Source organism: Treponema sp. UBA6852 (assembly GCA_002449305.1).
Lineage (GTDB): Bacteria > Spirochaetota > Spirochaetia > Treponematales > Treponemataceae > Treponema_D.
Genome location: DKDI01000015.1, coordinates 42,555 through 59,204, shown reverse-complemented (window position 1 = coordinate 59,204; position 16,650 = coordinate 42,555). Strand labels below are relative to the sequence as shown.

General features: G+C 37.6%; 18 protein-coding genes. 4 read left to right on the top strand and 14 right to left on the bottom strand.

All coding sequences use genetic code 11. The annotated features are described in order from the left end of the window. Nucleotide 1 precedes the first annotated feature (1 nt). The 4 genes from B3209_RS04080 to mraZ are packed head-to-tail and all read right to left on the bottom strand — an operon-like array spanning nucleotide 2 to nucleotide 3,188. Complete coding sequence (locus B3209_RS04080) at nucleotides 2-1,441, bottom strand: UDP-N-acetylmuramoyl-tripeptide--D-alanyl-D-alanine ligase (RefSeq protein ID WP_296662145.1); 1,440 nt, start codon at nucleotides 1,439-1,441, stop codon at nucleotides 2-4. Next, complete coding sequence (gene ftsL / locus B3209_RS04075) at nucleotides 1,428-1,727, bottom strand: cell division protein FtsL (RefSeq protein ID WP_295797196.1); 300 nt, start codon at nucleotides 1,725-1,727, stop codon at nucleotides 1,428-1,430. The genes B3209_RS04080 and ftsL overlap by 14 nt, the downstream gene beginning before the upstream one ends. Continuing rightward, nucleotides 1,727-2,710: a 16S rRNA (cytosine(1402)-N(4))-methyltransferase RsmH gene (rsmH, locus tag B3209_RS04070; RefSeq protein WP_296662144.1), complete on the bottom strand. Its 984-nt coding sequence runs from the start codon at nucleotides 2,708-2,710 to the stop codon at nucleotides 1,727-1,729. Before rsmH ends, ftsL begins: the two co-directional genes overlap by 1 nt. A 34-nt stretch (nucleotides 2,711-2,744) precedes the next feature. Continuing rightward, on the bottom strand, nucleotides 2,745-3,188 hold the full coding sequence (mraZ, locus tag B3209_RS04065; RefSeq protein ID WP_296662143.1) for a division/cell wall cluster transcriptional repressor MraZ: 444 nt from the start codon (nucleotides 3,186-3,188) through the stop codon (nucleotides 2,745-2,747). A 185-nt stretch (nucleotides 3,189-3,373) separates the two neighbouring features. On the opposite strand from mraZ, the gene B3209_RS04060 reads away from it, so the two are divergent. Next, a complete protein-coding gene (locus B3209_RS04060) occupies nucleotides 3,374-4,111 on the top strand; it encodes a hypothetical protein (RefSeq protein ID WP_296662142.1) in 738 nt (245 codons plus the stop codon). On the opposite strand, the gene ruvC is transcribed toward B3209_RS04060, so the two are convergent. The 3 genes from ruvC to B3209_RS04045 all read right to left on the bottom strand — a co-directional run bounded on the left by ruvC (nucleotide 4,077) and on the right by B3209_RS04045 (nucleotide 6,137). Beyond that, nucleotides 4,077-4,562: a crossover junction endodeoxyribonuclease RuvC gene (ruvC, locus tag B3209_RS04055; protein ID WP_295798868.1), complete on the bottom strand. Its 486-nt coding sequence runs from the start codon at nucleotides 4,560-4,562 to the stop codon at nucleotides 4,077-4,079. The two genes, B3209_RS04060 and ruvC, sit on opposite strands and share 35 nt — an antisense overlap. An 81-nt stretch (nucleotides 4,563-4,643) precedes the next feature. Next, a complete protein-coding gene (locus B3209_RS04050; RefSeq protein WP_296662141.1) occupies nucleotides 4,644-5,387 on the bottom strand; it encodes a YebC/PmpR family DNA-binding transcriptional regulator in 744 nt (247 codons plus the stop codon). Nucleotides 5,388-5,465: 78 nt separating this feature from the next. After that, nucleotides 5,466-6,137: an RluA family pseudouridine synthase gene (locus tag B3209_RS04045; protein ID WP_296662140.1), complete on the bottom strand. Its 672-nt coding sequence runs from the start codon at nucleotides 6,135-6,137 to the stop codon at nucleotides 5,466-5,468. Between the two features lie 94 nt (nucleotides 6,138-6,231). On the opposite strand from B3209_RS04045, the gene B3209_RS04040 reads away from it, so the two are divergent. Further along, on the top strand, nucleotides 6,232-7,389 hold the full coding sequence (locus tag B3209_RS04040; RefSeq protein ID WP_296662139.1) for a hypothetical protein: 1,158 nt from the start codon (nucleotides 6,232-6,234) through the stop codon (nucleotides 7,387-7,389). A gap of 29 nt (nucleotides 7,390-7,418) precedes the next feature. Here the strand turns inward: B3209_RS04040 and B3209_RS04035 are convergent, their stop codons facing one another. Together B3209_RS04035 and B3209_RS04030 are read right to left on the bottom strand one after the other, a co-directional pair. Further along, nucleotides 7,419-8,066 (bottom strand): PTS sugar transporter subunit IIA, encoded by a 648-nt coding sequence (locus B3209_RS04035; protein ID WP_296662138.1) that lies wholly within the window; start codon nucleotides 8,064-8,066, stop codon nucleotides 7,419-7,421. 114 nt (nucleotides 8,067-8,180) lie between these two features. Next, nucleotides 8,181-9,005, bottom strand: a complete 825-nt coding sequence (locus tag B3209_RS04030; protein ID WP_296662137.1) for a hypothetical protein — start codon at nucleotides 9,003-9,005, stop codon at nucleotides 8,181-8,183. A 60-nt stretch (nucleotides 9,006-9,065) separates the two neighbouring features. On the opposite strand from B3209_RS04030, the gene B3209_RS04025 reads away from it, so the two are divergent. Then, nucleotides 9,066-9,494, top strand: a complete 429-nt coding sequence (locus B3209_RS04025; protein WP_296662136.1) for a MarR family winged helix-turn-helix transcriptional regulator — start codon at nucleotides 9,066-9,068, stop codon at nucleotides 9,492-9,494. A gap of 97 nt (nucleotides 9,495-9,591) precedes the next feature. On the opposite strand, the gene B3209_RS04020 is transcribed toward B3209_RS04025, so the two are convergent. From B3209_RS04020 to B3209_RS04005, 4 genes are read right to left on the bottom strand one after another with little or no spacing between them, the layout of a single operon-like run. After that, entirely contained in the window at nucleotides 9,592-10,026 is a 435-nt protein-coding gene (locus tag B3209_RS04020) for a response regulator (protein WP_013701791.1), read from the bottom strand. A 15-nt stretch (nucleotides 10,027-10,041) separates the two neighbouring features. Next, nucleotides 10,042-10,524: a chemotaxis protein CheX gene (locus B3209_RS04015; protein WP_013701792.1), complete on the bottom strand. Its 483-nt coding sequence runs from the start codon at nucleotides 10,522-10,524 to the stop codon at nucleotides 10,042-10,044. Between the two features lie 33 nt (nucleotides 10,525-10,557). Beyond that, the gene (locus tag B3209_RS04010; protein WP_296662135.1) at nucleotides 10,558-11,967 is read right to left on the bottom strand and encodes a CheR family methyltransferase; all 1,410 of its coding nucleotides are present in this window, start codon (nucleotides 11,965-11,967) and stop codon (nucleotides 10,558-10,560) included. A 3-nt stretch (nucleotides 11,968-11,970) separates the two neighbouring features. After that, complete coding sequence (locus B3209_RS04005) at nucleotides 11,971-14,409, bottom strand: chemotaxis protein CheA (protein WP_296662134.1); 2,439 nt, start codon at nucleotides 14,407-14,409, stop codon at nucleotides 11,971-11,973. Between the two features lie 169 nt (nucleotides 14,410-14,578). Between B3209_RS04005 and B3209_RS04000 the strand changes: the two genes are divergently transcribed. After that, on the top strand, nucleotides 14,579-15,823 hold the full coding sequence (locus B3209_RS04000) for a hypothetical protein (RefSeq protein ID WP_296662133.1): 1,245 nt from the start codon (nucleotides 14,579-14,581) through the stop codon (nucleotides 15,821-15,823). A gap of 3 nt (nucleotides 15,824-15,826) precedes the next feature. Here the strand turns inward: B3209_RS04000 and B3209_RS03995 are convergent, their stop codons facing one another. Continuing rightward, nucleotides 15,827-16,504, bottom strand: coding sequence for a response regulator transcription factor (locus B3209_RS03995; RefSeq protein ID WP_296662132.1), 678 nt, complete (start codon nucleotides 16,502-16,504; stop codon nucleotides 15,827-15,829). Nucleotides 16,505-16,650: the final 146 nt, after the last annotated feature.

The following is a 16,650-nucleotide window of genomic DNA, read 5'->3' as shown; positions in this document are numbered from 1 at the left end:
ATCACTCATCTCCGCCAAGCAAAATTTTTGAAATCCGCTCAAGCCCCATTCCTCTTGAACCTTTTATGAACACAATTGAATTTAAAATTCCGTGCAAAACTTTTTTTATTTCCAAAGCAGCCTTTTCCATTGAACCTTGAGAATTTCCTGCAATGAAAATAATATTTTTTTCAGAAGAATTTTTTGCCTTTTCAAAAGCGGATTTCATTTCTGTTCCAATAAAAATCACAAGGTCGGCGTCAGAGTTTGCAGCAAGAAGCCCAGTTTTTTCATGCGCAGATTTTGAATCAGAGCCAAGCTCAAGCATATCGCCAAGAACAAAAATTTTTTTTGCATCCGCATCTTTTTTTACAGAGCCGACAAATTCAATTGCTTTTTCCATTGAATCAGGATTCGCATTGTAGCAGTCCTGCATAATAAAAAAATTTTTTCCATCAAGAATTTCAGAGCGTCCAGACAACGGCTTTAAACTAGAAATTCCATCTGAAATTTGCCGGGAAGAAAGTCCAAGCACTTGCGCAAGAGCAATCGCGCCTAGCGCATTTTTATAGTTGTATTTTCCAGGAAGCGGCAAAACAGTTTCAATTCCGTCTATGCTGAATTTTGTTCCTTTCAATCCCAAGTCGCAAATATATTTTACAGAATCTGAATCTGTGTCATTTCCGTAGAATACAACTTTTCCATCAATTTCGTTTTTTAGGAAATCTGAAAAATCATCGTCAGATGGAATTACGCCAGTTCCAAATCCGCCAAAATAACTAAAAATTTTTGACTTCTCCTTTGCAATATTTTCACGGCTTCCAAGAATTCCAATATGCGCCGTACCAATATTTGTTACAATAGCAAAACGCGGCTTCAGCACGGAAGCAATTTCTCCGATTTCATTTTCGCGGTTCATTCCCATTTCAAAAACACCACACTCATGCTCAGCTCTTATATTGAACACAGAAAGCGGAAGTCCTGTCTCGCTGTTTAAATTTCCTTTATTGGAAACAACATTGTATTTTTGCGAAAGTATTGAAACTAGAATTTCTTTTGTTGTCGTTTTTCCGCTTGAACCTGTAACACCAATTTTTATAAGATGCGGAAATTTTTCCACGTAACGAGCAGCAGCTTTCTGCAAAGCTTCAAGAGTATTTTCTACAGCGATAAAAATTACAGAAGGATTTTTTTCATGAAGCTCAACAAAATAATTTCCGTTGTCTTCAAAATTTTTCATGCGGATAAAAACTGCGCTTGCACCTTTTTCAATTGCCTGAGGAATATAAGAATGTCCGTCCTGCTTTTCGCCAATAAGCGGAACAAAAAGAGTATTTTCTTCAACCAAACGGCTGTCTGTCTGAACGGATTTTATGCAAAGCGGAGCGTTTCCAAGAACATGCACGCCATTAACGGCTTCAAGTATTTCTTCCAGCGACAAAAGCGAATCATTTTCGTTCATTTTTTCTCATCTCCACACGCACAATTTCTTCGGTTTCAGCCTTTCTCATGCCCAAATCATTTTCGGCGATAGTTTCAATTCTATCTGAACTTGAAAGAACGCTTATATCCGTTATAAGTTTTTTATTTTCCTCTATGAGTTTTTCTTGTTTTTTTTCAAGCTCAGAAACTTCTTTTTTAAGCTCGCGGTATTTGCTTGACTGAATTCCATTTAAAATTAAAAGTCCAGGAATTCCCAAAGCGAATATAACAAGGCAAAAATTTTTCAGCAAACTTTTTATCTTCATTACAAAGCCTCCACTCCATAAAGCCGAAACTTGTCCGCATCCCGGAGTTTTCTAACAACACGAAGTTTTGCGCTTCTGGAAGGAGAATTTGTTTTGATTTCTTCTTCGGAAGGCTCGACTGGTTTTCTTGTCAAAATTTCCGCGCATGGAGTTCCGCCGCAAACGCATTCAGGAAATTCAGGAGGACAAACACATTGCTTTCCAAGATTGCGAAAATAATTTTTTACAATTCTGTCTTCAAGCGAATGAAATGTTATAACACCCATTTTTCCGCCCGGAACAAGAACATTAAACGCAGCATGGATTGCTTGCGGCAGCCTTTTAAGCTCGCTGTTAACAAGAATTCTCAAAGCCTGAAAAGTTCTTGTCGCAGGATGAATATTTCCGTATTTATATTTTGAAGGAACGGCATTGAAAATTATGTCCGCAAGAGCTTTTGTTGAAACAATCTTCTGAGATTTTCTTGCAGAAACAATCGCATTTGCAATTCGCCTTGAATATTTTTCATCTGAATAAAGATAAATCATATTCGCAAGCTCATCTTCCGGCATTTCGTTAACAATGTCGGCGGCGCTTTCTTTTGTATTCGGATTCAACCTCATGTCAAGCTTTTCATCATGGCGAAATGAGAATCCTCTGCCGCTTTTTTCATAATGAAAAACACTGATTCCCAAATCGAACAAAATCAAGTCTGGCTTTCTTTCTTCAGGGTAATTGCAGTAAAAATCGTTGAACCAGCCGTTATAAAACCTCATCCGCTCCCCGAATTCTGAAAGACGTTCTTTCGCCCTTGCCTGAATAACGCTGTCGGCATCAAGTCCAAGAATTTTTAAAGATGGAAAATTTTTTAGAAAATTAAACGAATGTCCGCCTTCCCCCAAAGTAGAATCAATCATAAAGGCGTCCTTTTCAAACGGTTCGCCTACCGGAGAAAGGAATTTGAGACATTCATTTAGCAATACAGGAGTATGAACAATTTCCACTTTTTTTCCAGCCTAATTTTTTGAGCGGCAAAACTCACATCAAAATATCACCCATAGTTTCCGCAGCTTCAAGGAAGGAATCTTCAGTTTTTTCAAGATAAGCCTTGTACTTTTCAGAATCCCAAAGCTCCATATACTTGTTGATTCCAAGAATTGTACATTCACCTTTTAGTTCCGCGTAATCTCTAAGCGTCTGGGGAATAGAAAGACGGCCGGATTTATCAAAATCCAATTTTTGTGCAGGCGCAATAAAACGTCGCATAACAAGGCGTTTCTGATCATTAAACAAAGACGCCGAGTCCACGATTTTTTTATTAAGAGAAGTCCATTCATCAATGGAGAAAATCATAAGACAGCGGTCGAGCCCCTGAGTTACAACAAGACTTTCCTGCTGCAAAACAGAACGCAACTTCGCCGGAAACTGAATTCTTCCTTTGTCATCCAGCGTGTTGTTGTACTCGCCAAAAAGCATTTCCATGCCACTATCCACCACTTTACCCCACTATTTCCCACTTATTAAACATTTTATCAGAAAAAAACGTAATGTCAATGCAAAAACTCTCCGATAGTCTGATTTTTACAGTTGAAAATTCAACTAAACTTTAAAACTGTATAGTTGAGAATCTTTTTCATATCTGATAAAAATCCGCAGACTGAAATAAAATGATAAACACACTGAACGAAACAAGCCTTCACAAGTCACTAAAAGCACTTTACAGAATTCAGTGCAACGGAAAATCAGAAGTAAAAATCGGCGCATATATTGCGGATATTCTTTGTCCTGACGGCGGAATCATAGAAATTCAGACCGGAACTCTTGGAAAACTGCTCAAAAAAACAGAATTCTTTTTATCCGAAAAACGAAAAATAAAAATTGTATATCCGCTTGCAACTGTAAAATATATAGAAACCAAAGACGCCTCAACAGGAAAAATTACAAGAAGAAAAAGCCCTTTAAAAAAAAACATATATTCAGTTTTTAAGGAAATAACATCTCTTGTTCCCGTTTTGCTAAAGAAAAATTTCACGCTGGAAATAATCGAAGCTGAAATAACAGAAGAGCGCGTAAAAACAGAAGAGCCGGTCCAGTCAAAAAACAAAAGGCGAAGATTCAAAAAAAACTGGCAAAAAATAGGAAAGCGCCTTGAGCAAACAGGAAAAATTTTTACACTTCACGGAAAATCTTCTTACAAAAAACTGATTCCAAAAAATCTTCCAGGCACATTTACTTCAAAAGATTTTTTTGAACATTTAAAGAAAAACACTCCTCTTATAAAAAGAAGCGATGCAAACCTTATGCTTTGGGTTCTTTCAAAGATAGAAATTATAAACATAGTTGAAAAAAAGGGAAACGCAAAAATTTATTCTATGCAGACAAAGTGCTGTGAAAATGCGTTATAGCTCCAGCAAGAGCGTCTGCTGCGTGGTCAGGCGAAGGCGGATTTTTTAAATTCAATAGAAGTTGAACATACCGAGCAACCGTATCTTTATCCGCACTTTTTGTTCCTGTTACCGCGCATTTTATCTGATTCGGCGCGTACATAAAAATTGGAATTGCCTGCTGAACAAGACACAAACTAACAACGCCTTTCGCCTCTGCCACTGCAAGCGCGCTAGTTGTATTGCGTGCAAAAAACAAAGTTTCCATTTCAGCTTCTGTAGGTCGAAATTCATTTAAAATCGCCAGAAGTTTATTGTAAATGTAAAGCAAGCGTACTTCATGCGAATCAGTACTTGAAGTTTCTATAACTCCATAACTCACAAGAGAAATTTTAGAATTTTCACAGTCAATTATTCCGAACCCAGTGTGAGCAAGCCCGGGATCTATGCCTATAATCCGGCGTTTTTTCATCTATTCTGAAAAAAAACAAGGCACTTGGACGAAACAAAAATTCCGCGCCAAATGCCTGCACAAAAACTAAAAAGTCAAAACTTAAGCTTCTGGATCGAAGTCTTCTGGATATTCAACAGTTGAATAAACATTCTGAACATCATCATTTTCTTCAAGTTTGTCCAAGAGCTTCTGAACTTTCTTTGCAGTTTCCGCATCAACCGCTGTATAGTTAAACGGAACCATAGAAACAGCAGCAGAAAGTGTTTCCCATTCTTTAGTCTGAAGAGCTTCAAGAACTGCGTCAAATGAAGCAGGATCTGTTGTTACTGTGATAACTCCATCTTCGTTTACAACATCTTCTGCGCCAGCTTCAACAGCAACGCTCATAACATCGTCTTCACTTACTTTTTCAGCATCATATTCGATAACGCCTTTGCGTTCAAACATACGGCTTGTAGAACCTGTTGTTCCAAGGTTTCCACCGTTTTTGTTGAAAATATTGCGAACATCAGCAGCAGCACGGTTCTTATTGTCTGTAAGAACATCTACAAGAACTGCAACTCCGCCTGGAGCATATCCTTCATAAACAAGTTCTTCATAAGAAACTGCGCCAAGTTCACCAGTTCCTTTCTTTATAGCGCGCTCAATATTGTCTTTTGGCATAGAAGCAGCTTTTGCCTTGAGCATGGCAGTTCTAAGGCGAGGGTTAGAATCAGGATCTCCTCCACCCATTTTTGCTGCGATAGAAATTTCCTTTATGAATTTTGTGAAAAGCGCTCCACGTTTTGCATCAGCAATACCCTTTGCGTGTTTAATGGTTGACCATTTACTGTGTCCTGACATACGGAACTCCTATAAATAATAACGAATAAGTATAATATACTACCATAAAACAAATAAATACGTCAATAACGAAACTTTTTACTGACTGCATAACGTATTTTTGATATGTTCTGGAAGCGGAATTTCAAAAGTCTGCACTTTACCATCAATAGGCAAAGAAAGTCTTACAGCCGCAAGATGAAGCTTTTTAATTCCGATTTTTCTTGCAAGCTTATTCTTTTTAAAATCTCCATGCTTATCATCGCCTGCAATTGGACAAAAAGCCTTCGCAAGTTGAATTCTTATCTGATGCATACGACCAGTTCCCAAAGTAAGCTTTAAAAAACTAAGCTCCATTTTTTCATCCGTCTCTGGAATTTTTACATCCCAAACTGATTCAACTTTAAAAAAAGTTTTTGCAGCCTGAGTTCTTCCATGCGCTTCAACAGTTCCTTCTAAAACACCAGAGTAACATTTTTTTCCATTAACAAAAGGAATTCCAAAGCAAACCGCAGTGTATTCTTTTTTTACTTTTCCGCCAGAAATCAAGTTCGTCCACTTTGCAGCAGCCAGCGCATTTTTTGCAACAACAAGAATGCCGGAAGTTTCTTTGTCCAAACGGTGAACAAGAAAAATTTTATATCCAAGCTGAAGAGAAAGCTCAGCATCAAGCGGATGAGCAATGCCAGCTCCTCCCTGAACCGAAACGCCAGCTTCCTTATTCACAAGAAGAATTTCTTCATTTTCAAAAATTATAGAAAAAGTTTTCATTTGCCGAAAATAAAAATACAAAGAGTTTCAAATATCAAGAACATTTGAAACAAACCCAACATTTAGAGTTCAATATTAATTGAGGTTTATAAAAATGACAAGCATTGCAAAAAAAACTTCCACTCTTGCATTTTTCTTTTTTATTTCAATAGAAATTTTTGCGCACAGAGTTTCATTTGAAGGATTTTCCAATTCAGTTTTTATCGATTTGCCGGAAGAATTTGTGCTCGTCCAATCTCAAGGAGAAGATTCATTTCTTCTGCAAAGTAAAATTGCTCCTGTAAATTCAATAGTTAAAATTTACAAGAAAGAAAAATTCACTTCCGCTAAAGAAGCATTGGAAAACACAACCCAAAAACTCAATCTTAAAACTTTTGAAACAAAAACTGCGCAATGGAGAAATAATGAAGCCTGCATTGCAGCATTCAAAGGAAAAATTTCTGGAGCAGAATCACAAGGGTACGCGGCCGCCTCTTCAATTCCAGAAAACAAAAGCATTGCAGTCATAATTTCCTGGTGTGGCGCAGAATATTTTAACAATGCAAGTTTTCTTATTGAAAGTTTTATTGATTCTCTTTGTGTTGATTCAGAAAGCTGTTTTTCACCGGGACTTTTCACATCTCTATATCATCCTGCTTCCGGCAAAGAGCAAATAATAAAACTTCTTATAGACAAAAAAGAAGTTTCCAGTCAAATTGATTCGCTTGACTGCAAAAATTCAGAATACCTTATTGAGCGCGAATACAAAGTGCTTCAAATGTACATAAACAGTCCGCTTTGGAAAGAAGCATGGCAACGCTACTACAGAATGATTTTCAAAGATTCATGCAAGCGGCTTCAAAAAGTTTCCTTTGACATTTACGGAACTCTTGCGCCAGAATGCAAGGACGAAACTGATTTTGCACAGAAACTTTTATCATGGACTCAAGGATTCAAATACGAAAGGGAAAAAACTGCAAGCGACTTTGCATCCCTTCCATCTATAATTTCCGGCGGCGGAAGCGACTGCGACTCAAGATCTATGTTAATTGCCGTAATTCTTCAAAGCATGAACATAGATTCAATAATTTTTGTAAGCAGCGAATTTCATCATGCGGTTGCAGGACTTGTTTCGCCCCACCCAGGATTTGGCTTTACAGTTGAAGGTAAAACTTATCTTACAGGAGAAACAACAGTTCCTGGGTTAACTTGGGGAATTATTGACAAGAACCAAAGCGATTTTTCGAAATGGATTCCCGTACTGCTTCCATGAACATTTAAGCGCAAGGAAGCAATGCGGTTTTATTTTATAAGAAGATTATAAGCATCCATAGGAGATTCTGAATTAAGAAGAGCTTCTCTTAAAGATGCATCTTTTAGTTTCGCGCTAAAAAATGAAAGTGTCTTTAAATAATAGCTGTGCTGATTATACGCCGCTGCAATCATAAAAAGAATTCTTACAGGAATCTCGTCAACAGGCTGAAAACCAATTATGTCGCATTTTGAAATTCCTACAGACATAACAAGGTCAGTAACACTTGAAAGCCGCACATGAGGAATTGCAAGTCCTCTGCCAATAGAAGTTGACATAAGTTCTTCGCGCTTTAAAATTTCAGCCTCAAGTTCCTTTGCATCCTTTACCTGAGGAGCTGTACCAAGATTCTGCGCAAGGCGGACAAGTGAATCATGCTTTGTCTGATGATTCATAAAAACAATCCGCTCTGGAGAAAGTATATTTTTCACCTGAACAATAATTTCAGAGTCATTTGATTTTCCACTAGAAGAAAGCCGTTCGTTTACCCATTTTTCAATTTCGGATTTTTTAAATCTCCATACAGTTCCAATTTTTCCGCTTGGAATTTCGCCTTTCTGAGCCCAGTCATATACAGTACGCTCGCTTACACGAAGATATTTTGCAACTTCTTCAATTGTAAGAATATCATCTTCCATAGATTATGGCCTCTTATTTTTATTAAATTTCAACAATTGTATACATTGCGTCATTTTGCAATCTTTACGCTTTTTTGTCAATATTCGCAAGAAACAAAACAACAATGTAAAAATTTAGGCTTTATTTTCTTTCCATGGAAAAAAGAAACCTTTTAATGTTCTTGGTCCCAAAAGTTTCTTATCTTTAGCAAGCAAATCGTTCCAAGGCACATTCTTGCGTTCCTTTGCAGAAAGTCCCGGATTCACTTCAATCCAGTCATATTTATAAAGAAGAAGCCTGAGCGCATTTGTATTGGTAATTACAATTCCAGTCATCCCCGGATAAAGTCCAAAAGTAAAAACCGTAAGCAAAAGATTCAGAAAGTTAACAAAAGAAAGTACAAACGTAAATCCAATATTGTCAAAGAAAATTATGTACGATTTTTTGAGGCATTTTTTAAAACCATTGTTCATAAGGCTTCTTACGGGCAAAAACCACTGGAGCGCAAAAAAAGTTGTAACTAAAAACCAAAATATCAAAACCATAAAAACAAACCAAACATAGCTTCCACTTGATTTCCACATTTTAAAATAAAACGGCAAGCTCACAGCCGCAATGCAAATTAATGCGCCGGAAAACAGTCCAAACAATGCGCCGCTTTTAAATGAAGCCAAAAACTCCTTGAAAAATTCACTGTATCGTGGAGCATCAAAATTTGCAATTTTCGCAGCATTTTTTCCGGCGGCAAATCCAACAGAACAAATTAAAATGCAGCCAATCATAACTGAAGCAAAAATCAAAGCCGCCCTAATTTCACCAGAAAAAGGCGAGCTATAGGCAAACATAAAAATCAGATAGGAAACAAAGAGCGCAACCAGTGAAAAAAAGTTGCAGACAACAACATAAAAAAGATTGTCCCAGACATCGCATAAATTTTTTTTAAAGAAAAATCCAAACATGAAAAAAATAGTAATATAATTGCTGACAATTTGCAACGCTGATGATAAAATTAAAAAAATATGGAATATAATGTCAATTCTGTAATTTCACTTATTTCAAGGATTCACACGCAGACCGCAGAATTTACAAACAAAATGCTTGCAAGCCATAATTTTGTATCTTCCCACGGATTTATACTTTTTCTTTTGTCTGAAAATTCAGAAATGTCCATGGGCGAAATTGCAAAAAAAATAAACAGAGACAAAAGCACCACAACATTTTTAATCAGAAAATTAATAGACGAAAAACTTGTAAAATCCATGCCGAGCAGCAAGGACAGCCGGAAAAAAATAATTTCACTAACCGCCGAAGGAAAAAAATACAACAATTTTACAAGCGAAATTTCAAACAAACTGCTTTCAATTTGCTATAAAAATTTCTCTATGGAAGAAAAAGAAACGCTTTTAAATCTTTTGGAAAAAATGAGCCTGAACCTAGAAGCAGAATAAGCTAAATCGTAACAAGAGCATTTTTTTATGAAAATATACAACACAAAAAAGGCCTCTTTAAAACTAAAGAAGCCTTTTTACTAAAAAATTTATAATTCTATTTTAAAGCCGCGCTTATGCGTTCCAAAACCTTTTTACGGTCCAAAGGTTTGACAATATAATTTTTTGCGCCGCTAAGAAGAGATTTTTTTACAAGCTCCTCTTTTCCAAGAGCACTGACCATTACGACCTTAGCATTTTTGTCAAAAGCAATAATTTGCTCAAGGGCTGTAATTCCGTCCATGCGAGGCATTGTTATGTCCATTGTCACCAAGTCAACATTAGGACAAAGCTCTTTATATTTGTCAACGCCTTCTTTTCCGTCCTGAGCTGTAGCAACAATTTCATAGCCATCACTAGAAAGAATCTGAGTGAGCTGTTTTGCAACAAACATAGAATCGTCTACAACCAGCACACGGTACTTTGTTCCGTCAAGTTTTTCACCTTCAGGCGGACGCTCATTAATAGATGGAAAATCCTGTTTTGTTTTCATTCTAAACTCCTTATATTATGTGCGCTCGCGAATTGCGACATTAACTTCAATTTTGCCATAGTCAGTAATAAGAGGAACAATAAGAGCTTCTACATTGTCTGTTGTTCCGCCCAATGCCGCTATTTCCATTTTTTCACCTGCAAACAAGGCTGGAGGTGTAAGGTCAAATTTAAAACCAAGGTCATGCAATTTTGTAACAGACTGAGCTGTAATCAAATTTGCAAGTTCGCTGATAGTAGCCTTTGCCAAATCATCAAAAGCCGGCAATTTTTCCTCATTCATCTTGGAAGCAATGTTCAATGCAGTTTCAAAAGTCATATCAAAAAGAACACGGCCTTCAACATCTCCTGCAAGACCAACAAGAGCCGCAACACCCATTACAGGCATAGCAGTTGACTTTAAATACAAGTCGCCTCTTTTTACTTCTGCCCCACCCAAAACTTCTTTTAACACACGGTAAGAAGTTTCAACAAATGGATTAATATACTCTACTCTCATTAATGACCCCCTGAAAAAAACATATTTTCTAATCTATTTTTTATATACTGAAATATTTTCTAGTGCATTTACCTTGCTCCAACCCGGAATCTGAATATTTTCATTATCTCCAACTATAATAACACCATTGCCTTTAGTTTTTTCACTGAATTCAGACAAAAGAGTATCTCGTGAAGCATCAGGCAAGAACGCAAGCAAATCCCTCGCAAACACAATATCTATAGGAGGAAGATTATTTGTATTCACGCAGTCATGGTATTCAAACATTATAGAATCTTTTATGTCTTTGTTAAACGCATACTCGCCGCTTACAGTACGAACAGTATAAGGCTGATACCAACTGTTGCTAGCCTCATCCGAAAGTGTCATAAGAGGAGCATTTGAAACACTAAGCAAATCAATATCATGGCCGTAAATTCTAATTTTTGCAGACGGATATTTTTTTCTTAATATGCACGCCAAAGAATAAGATTCATAGCCTTTTCCGCAACCCGGATTCCATACAACAATATTTTTTGCGCTGTTGTCAGGAAGCATCTTTTCAACTGCATCTGCATATTCTTCTGTCCACCAGTTTCCATTGCATTTTGAATAGAAAGGATTCAAGAACAAATCGGCATCGGTTTCATTTTGAAGCTGAGTTTTCCCTTCGCCGCGTTCCTTGCTCCATTCTGAATATCTTTTTTCAGTCCACTCTTTTGTAATTTCACTTACATAGAATTTCTTGAAATTTTTAAGTGAATCAGCTATGAAATTTAAATCCTGAACAGAATTCGTTTCTTTTTCAGTAGGCTTTTCAGCCTTAGGGGCAGATTTTTCAGGAGATGAAACAGATTCAGCAAGTTCAGCTTCATGCCTCAACATTGCCTGATTCTGGGCAGTTTCTGCAAGTTCTTTTTCTTCTTCAGGAGTTCTGTGGCCAAAAATTCTATCAATATCCAAAAGAACATAAAGATTGTTTTCGGACTCAACAACACCGTAAATATACTTTATGTTTATGTCGCCAAACAAAGGATGCGGCGGCTGAATTGAACTTTTCTGAATTCCAACAACCTTGTCAATTTCGTCAACAACAATTCCAAATGTCTGCTCGCCAACTGAAACAATCAGCAAATTCTCAAGGTAATCGTCATCATGTTCTTGAACTTCGCTGTTGAAGAAAAGGCGCAAATCAATAATAGGAATAATATCGCCGCGCAAATTGTAGACACCGCGGACAAAAGGAAGCGCATTCGGAACATAAGTAAAACGTCCGGCCTTTGCAATTTCCTTTACCTTCATAATGTCAATGGCATAATCTTTTCCAGACAAAGAAAAAGTAACCATTTTAAAATCTACAACAGTAATCTTGTTTTTTTCTTCTGCAAGCTGTTCCGAAGACAAGCCTTCAGCCCTGTCCATTGTATTTGCAAGCACACTAAGTCTTTCTTGAATTGTCGCCATACACTAACCTCTTGCCGCAGCTGATTTTATAGCTTCCGCTTCACGTACTTGCTGTGCATCAAGCTCCTGCTTTACACCAAGTTCAAGAAGCTGGTTCACATCAATAATAAGAGAAACTGAACCGTCTCCAAGAACTGTCGCGCCCGCAATTCCAGGAGAAGAAGTAAACTGATCCTGAAGAGGTTTTATTACAACATCTTCTTCACCAATAAGAGCGTCAACCATAACACCGATTTTCTTTTCCTGAGAACCAACAATTACAATAAAACAATATTCATCATTGTCTGTCTTGCGGATATTAAAGAGCCGTCCAAGCCGTAGAATCGAAATAACTTCATTGCGGACATTTAAAACTTCGTAGTTGTCAATCGTGTTTATTGTATCAAGTTTTACACGCTGGCTTTCAATAACATTTGCAACCGGAATAGAGTAAACTTCTTTTCCAACACGAACCAAAAGTCCCTGAATAATTGCAAGCGTAAGCGGAAGCCTTATAGAAAACTTAGAGCCTTTTCCTCTTTCACTTGTAACATTGATTGTTCCCTTTAGTTTTTCAACCATTGTCTTTACAACATCAAGACCTACGCCGCGCCCAGAAACACTGCTGATTTTTTCGCTTGTAGAAAATCCCGGAAGGAAGATAAGATTATAGGCATCTTGATTTGAAAGAATTTTATTAGGGCTTATAAGACCTTTTTTAATTGCCTTTTCCCTAACTTTATCAACTTCAATTCCAGTACCGTCATCAATTATATCAATGACAATCATGTTGCCTTCATTTGCAGCACGCAAAGTCAAAGTTCCAGTCTCGTCTTTTCCGCAGGCTTTTCTTTGTTCCGGCGGCTCAATTCCATGGTCAACAGAATTTCTTACACAGTGCATGATTGGATCTAGCAAATCATCAACAACAGTTTTATCAAGTTCTGTATCTTCGCCTTCGATAACAAGGTTGACTTTTCTACCCAAATCACGGCTCAAATCACGGACAACGCGCGGAAATCTATTGAAAATAGTTCCAATAGGAACCATTCGGATTTTCATAACGCCTTCCTGAAGCTCGCCTGTAATGCGTCCAAGATTCTGTGTCGTAGAACGGTATTTTGTAGAAGAAGACTTGAATTCAGTTTCAAAAGAGTCAAACCAAGAAGACATAGAACCAAATTCTTCTGTCATCTTCTGCATGATTTCTTTCATTTGCACGCCATTTTGAAGTTCTTCAATATACTTCGGCATACATTCCATAAGACGGCGATGCTTTTCCTTGAAAGAAAGATTTAAATTCTGAAGCTTTACCTGCAAATCCGCCATATGAAGCCCATTTTGGTTAAACGCGGCTTTTGTAATAACAGTTTCAGAAACAAGATTCATAAGATTGTCAACACGCTTTGAGTCAACTCTTAGAATTGAAGACTGGTTTACAGCATGACCGGCAGCAGGCTTTTTTACAGGCTGCGCAGTATTTTGAGCAGTTTCAGTTTTATTCTCTTCTGCCAAAGCAACAGGAGTTTCCGCAGGTTTAGGTTGTTCTTCAGCAGCAGGGGCAGCAACTTGAACTTTTTCCTGCGCAGGAGGTTGTTCTGCAATAGAAGCGTCAACAACAGAAGAAGCACCCGAAACTGGCTGGGCATCAACTGCAAGAGTTACATCATCCAAGAAAGCTGCATCTTCAAGTGCAGAACCTTCATTTGCAGAAGAAACATAGTAAACAACTTGCGGATGAAATTCATCCTCGTAAAGCTCTTCAAAATCAGGGACAGTCTTTAAAACAGTTCCGCAGTTTTTTAGAGCCGCAAAAACTTGAATTCCGCCAACACTGTTCATCGGGTTGGATTCATCAAAAGTAACATTTACAGACCAAAGTTTCTGGCCTTCTGGAACTGCATTTTTAAGTTCTGTATATTCATCATCGGACAACGGAGGAACAGGTGGCATTCCATTGGAAGACTGAACCGCTGGCTTTGGTTCACTAGCAGCCGGTTTTTCAGCAGGAGAAGCACCAAGCATTCCAGCCGGAAGTTTTACGTGTGCGCTCTTTTTTGGAGCTTTTGCCGGTATAAATGAATTGATTTTCTGGACAATAGGAGTTATATCTTCTTGATAAACAGAACCATTGCTTCTTGCATCAAGCATAGCTTTTATAGTATCTATAGAAGACAATAAAACATCTACAATAGGTTCAGAAACTGCAACAAGACCGCTTCTAAGCGCATCAAGCAAATCCTCTACGTCATGACAGAATGTTGCAAGCTCATTCATTTCCACAGTAGCCGAGCCGCCTTTCAATGTATGCGCCGCCCGGAAAATTTCATCTATGGCATCATGGTTTGAAGGATCATTCTCTATTACAAGAATGTTGCTTTCAAGAGTCTCTACCTGCTGTTCAGCCTCCGAAAAAAAATCTTTCAGAAGCTCTTCATTATTGGCATCAAGATAATCACTCATAGAATATATTTTAATCGAATATAATAAAAAATCAAGTAAAGTTTAATGTTTTTTATTGGAACATCTAAAAAAATCCAAATGTTAAGTTTTTTTTTATTCTTCCGAAAATCAAAGGACGGAAGATTTTTCTTTATTTTTTTGCACTGAATTTTTCCGCACGGAGGATTAATTGAAACGATTTCTTTGCGCAGCCGCCATTTCAATTTCAGCAGCTTTAAATTTATTTGCATTTGAAAGCCCGTATTTTAACGGATACACTGGATTTCTTGCCGGAATTCAAAACGAATACGACTGTGAAAAATTTGATCCGGCTTTTACCGGAGAAACTTTTTTTGCAGGTCAGATTGATTTTGGCGGAAAACTTTTCTTAAGAGGCGAATTCTACGCCAAGGCAAACGACATATTCAAATACGAGTCTTTGAATGGCGGCACTCCAAACTCGTATCTTAGAGTTGAAGAAGTTTCTGCAACATACACAGTCAATTCCGCGCACGCAGCTCATTATATAAGTCTTTACTACGGAAATTTTGAACCGATCGGCTCGGATTTGTTTCTTCAAAGACAGTTCGGAATAAAGCCAATCCGCTCTTCATTTACAGAAAGTTTCCGTGGACTTGCAGGAGCCAGCTACTACCCTCTTTACGCGCAGGGGCTCGGCTACACGTTTCATCCTGAAGGAAATTTTGCGGCGGCCATAAATCTTTACAAGAACAAGGCTGCAGAAGATGAAAATCAGGATGACGTTCTGAACCTTGACTTGCGGCTCGCTTCTCTTGTCGGAATTTCAACAATTGATTTTTCAGCGGGACTTGCGCTTCCTTCAGAAGTAAACAGCGAAGACAATGACGCGCTCGTGTACATAAAAGAGCTTCAGCTTCACGGCGGATTAAATTTCCTTATAGGAAACAGAAACACAACTTCTCTTTTGATTCAGGGCGGCGTAAATAAATATATATTGAGAAAAAGCGACAGCGATTCTGATTCAGACAAGCTAGAAATGAAAGATGTGTGGGCTTTTATTGAGCCAAGAGCGCAGGGCAAATACATTTCAATTGACACTTCCGGATTTGTTTTTCCAGCGGAAACAGCAGAAGACATGATTTTCCTTAGAAATATCATAAGAAGATACCCGGGAACAGAAAATGTTCTTGGAATGAATTTAAATATTCATTCCGACAAGGTTTACGCAGGAGCAACAAGACTTTCTGTTGGAGCACACACAACTTTTGCAGTTTCTCGGGTTGATCCAGACGGAGATGACGAAAAAGAAAAAAGCCTTTGCATTTCGCCTTATGCAGGAATAGAAATTCTTGGCGGAACATTGAACGCATCGGTTTCTGTAAATTTGCTTGATCTTAAAGACGATCCGGAAAAAAGCTATTCAGCAACAATCGGATTCAAAACAAAATTCTAAAAACTAAGCGATTTCTTCCAAGGAGTAGCCTATGCCGCGCGCAGTTCTTATCCGTGCGTTGACATTGAGCTGCTCCATTTTTTTTCTAATAAAAGAAATATAAACTTCAACATTGTTATATTCCGCGGCGCTGTTTCCGCCCCAAATCTTTTCTATAATAAGTTCTTTTTTTACAATCTGATGCGGAAAGTCAAACAAAAGCGTAAGAATCAAAAGTTCCTTTAAAGATATTTTCATAGATTCACCGCTGGAATTCTGAATTTCGCATGATTTTTTATCCAGAAAAAAATTTCCTATTGAAACTGTACTTGACCTAAATTCACCTTTTCGTCTTGTAAGAGCTTTTATTCTTGCAAGAAATTCTTCAAATGAAAAAGGACGCCTTATATAATCATCCGCGCCAGAATCAAGACCTTCTACAATTTCATCGATGGAAGGATTTTCAGACATAAGAAGAACTGGAACATAATTTTTTTTCTCGCGAAGAATTTTTACAGCCTCAAGTCCGCTCATTTTTGGAAGAGAAGCCTCAATAACAAGCGCATCATAAATTTCAGAAGAGGCATATTCAATAATTTCTGTTCCCGTATAAACTGTGTCAGTTCCAAAATGATTTTTTTGCAAGAACTCCGCCAAAGCCTGGGAATTTCTTACGTTGACATCAGCAAGTAAAATTCGCATGAGATTTATTATACGACAAATTTCCAGGAAACAAAAGGGCGAATATAGTCTGAATATCAAGTTTTGATAAAAACAGCCATTTTAGTGTCACTCCCATGCTACGACATGGGAATCTGTTGTAAAATTTTAACAGATTATCAACCGAG

Coding starts and splice junctions, on each gene's coding strand:
- B3209_RS04080 (WP_296662145.1), bottom strand. CDS start 1,441: ATGAACGAAAATGATTCGCTTTTGTCGCTGGAAGAAATACTTGAAGCC.
- ftsL (WP_295797196.1), bottom strand. CDS start 1,727: ATGAAGATAAAAAGTTTGCTGAAAAATTTTTGCCTTGTTATATTCGCT.
- mraZ (WP_296662143.1), bottom strand. CDS start 3,188: ATGGAAATGCTTTTTGGCGAGTACAACAACACGCTGGATGACAAAGGA.
- B3209_RS04060 (WP_296662142.1), top strand. CDS start 3,374: ATGATAAACACACTGAACGAAACAAGCCTTCACAAGTCACTAAAAGCA.
- ruvC (WP_295798868.1), bottom strand. CDS start 4,562: ATGAAAAAACGCCGGATTATAGGCATAGATCCCGGGCTTGCTCACACT.
- B3209_RS04050 (WP_296662141.1), bottom strand. CDS start 5,387: ATGTCAGGACACAGTAAATGGTCAACCATTAAACACGCAAAGGGTATT.
- B3209_RS04045 (WP_296662140.1), bottom strand. CDS start 6,137: ATGAAAACTTTTTCTATAATTTTTGAAAATGAAGAAATTCTTCTTGTG.
- B3209_RS04040 (WP_296662139.1), top strand. CDS start 6,232: ATGACAAGCATTGCAAAAAAAACTTCCACTCTTGCATTTTTCTTTTTT.
- B3209_RS04035 (WP_296662138.1), bottom strand. CDS start 8,066: ATGGAAGATGATATTCTTACAATTGAAGAAGTTGCAAAATATCTTCGT.
- B3209_RS04030 (WP_296662137.1), bottom strand. CDS start 9,005: ATGTTTGGATTTTTCTTTAAAAAAAATTTATGCGATGTCTGGGACAAT.
- B3209_RS04025 (WP_296662136.1), top strand. CDS start 9,066: ATGGAATATAATGTCAATTCTGTAATTTCACTTATTTCAAGGATTCAC.
- B3209_RS04020 (WP_013701791.1), bottom strand. CDS start 10,026: ATGAAAACAAAACAGGATTTTCCATCTATTAATGAGCGTCCGCCTGAA.
- B3209_RS04015 (WP_013701792.1), bottom strand. CDS start 10,524: ATGAGAGTAGAGTATATTAATCCATTTGTTGAAACTTCTTACCGTGTG.
- B3209_RS04010 (WP_296662135.1), bottom strand. CDS start 11,967: ATGGCGACAATTCAAGAAAGACTTAGTGTGCTTGCAAATACAATGGAC.
- B3209_RS04005 (WP_296662134.1), bottom strand. CDS start 14,409: ATGAGTGATTATCTTGATGCCAATAATGAAGAGCTTCTGAAAGATTTT.
- B3209_RS03995 (WP_296662132.1), bottom strand. CDS start 16,504: ATGCGAATTTTACTTGCTGATGTCAACGTAAGAAATTCCCAGGCTTTG.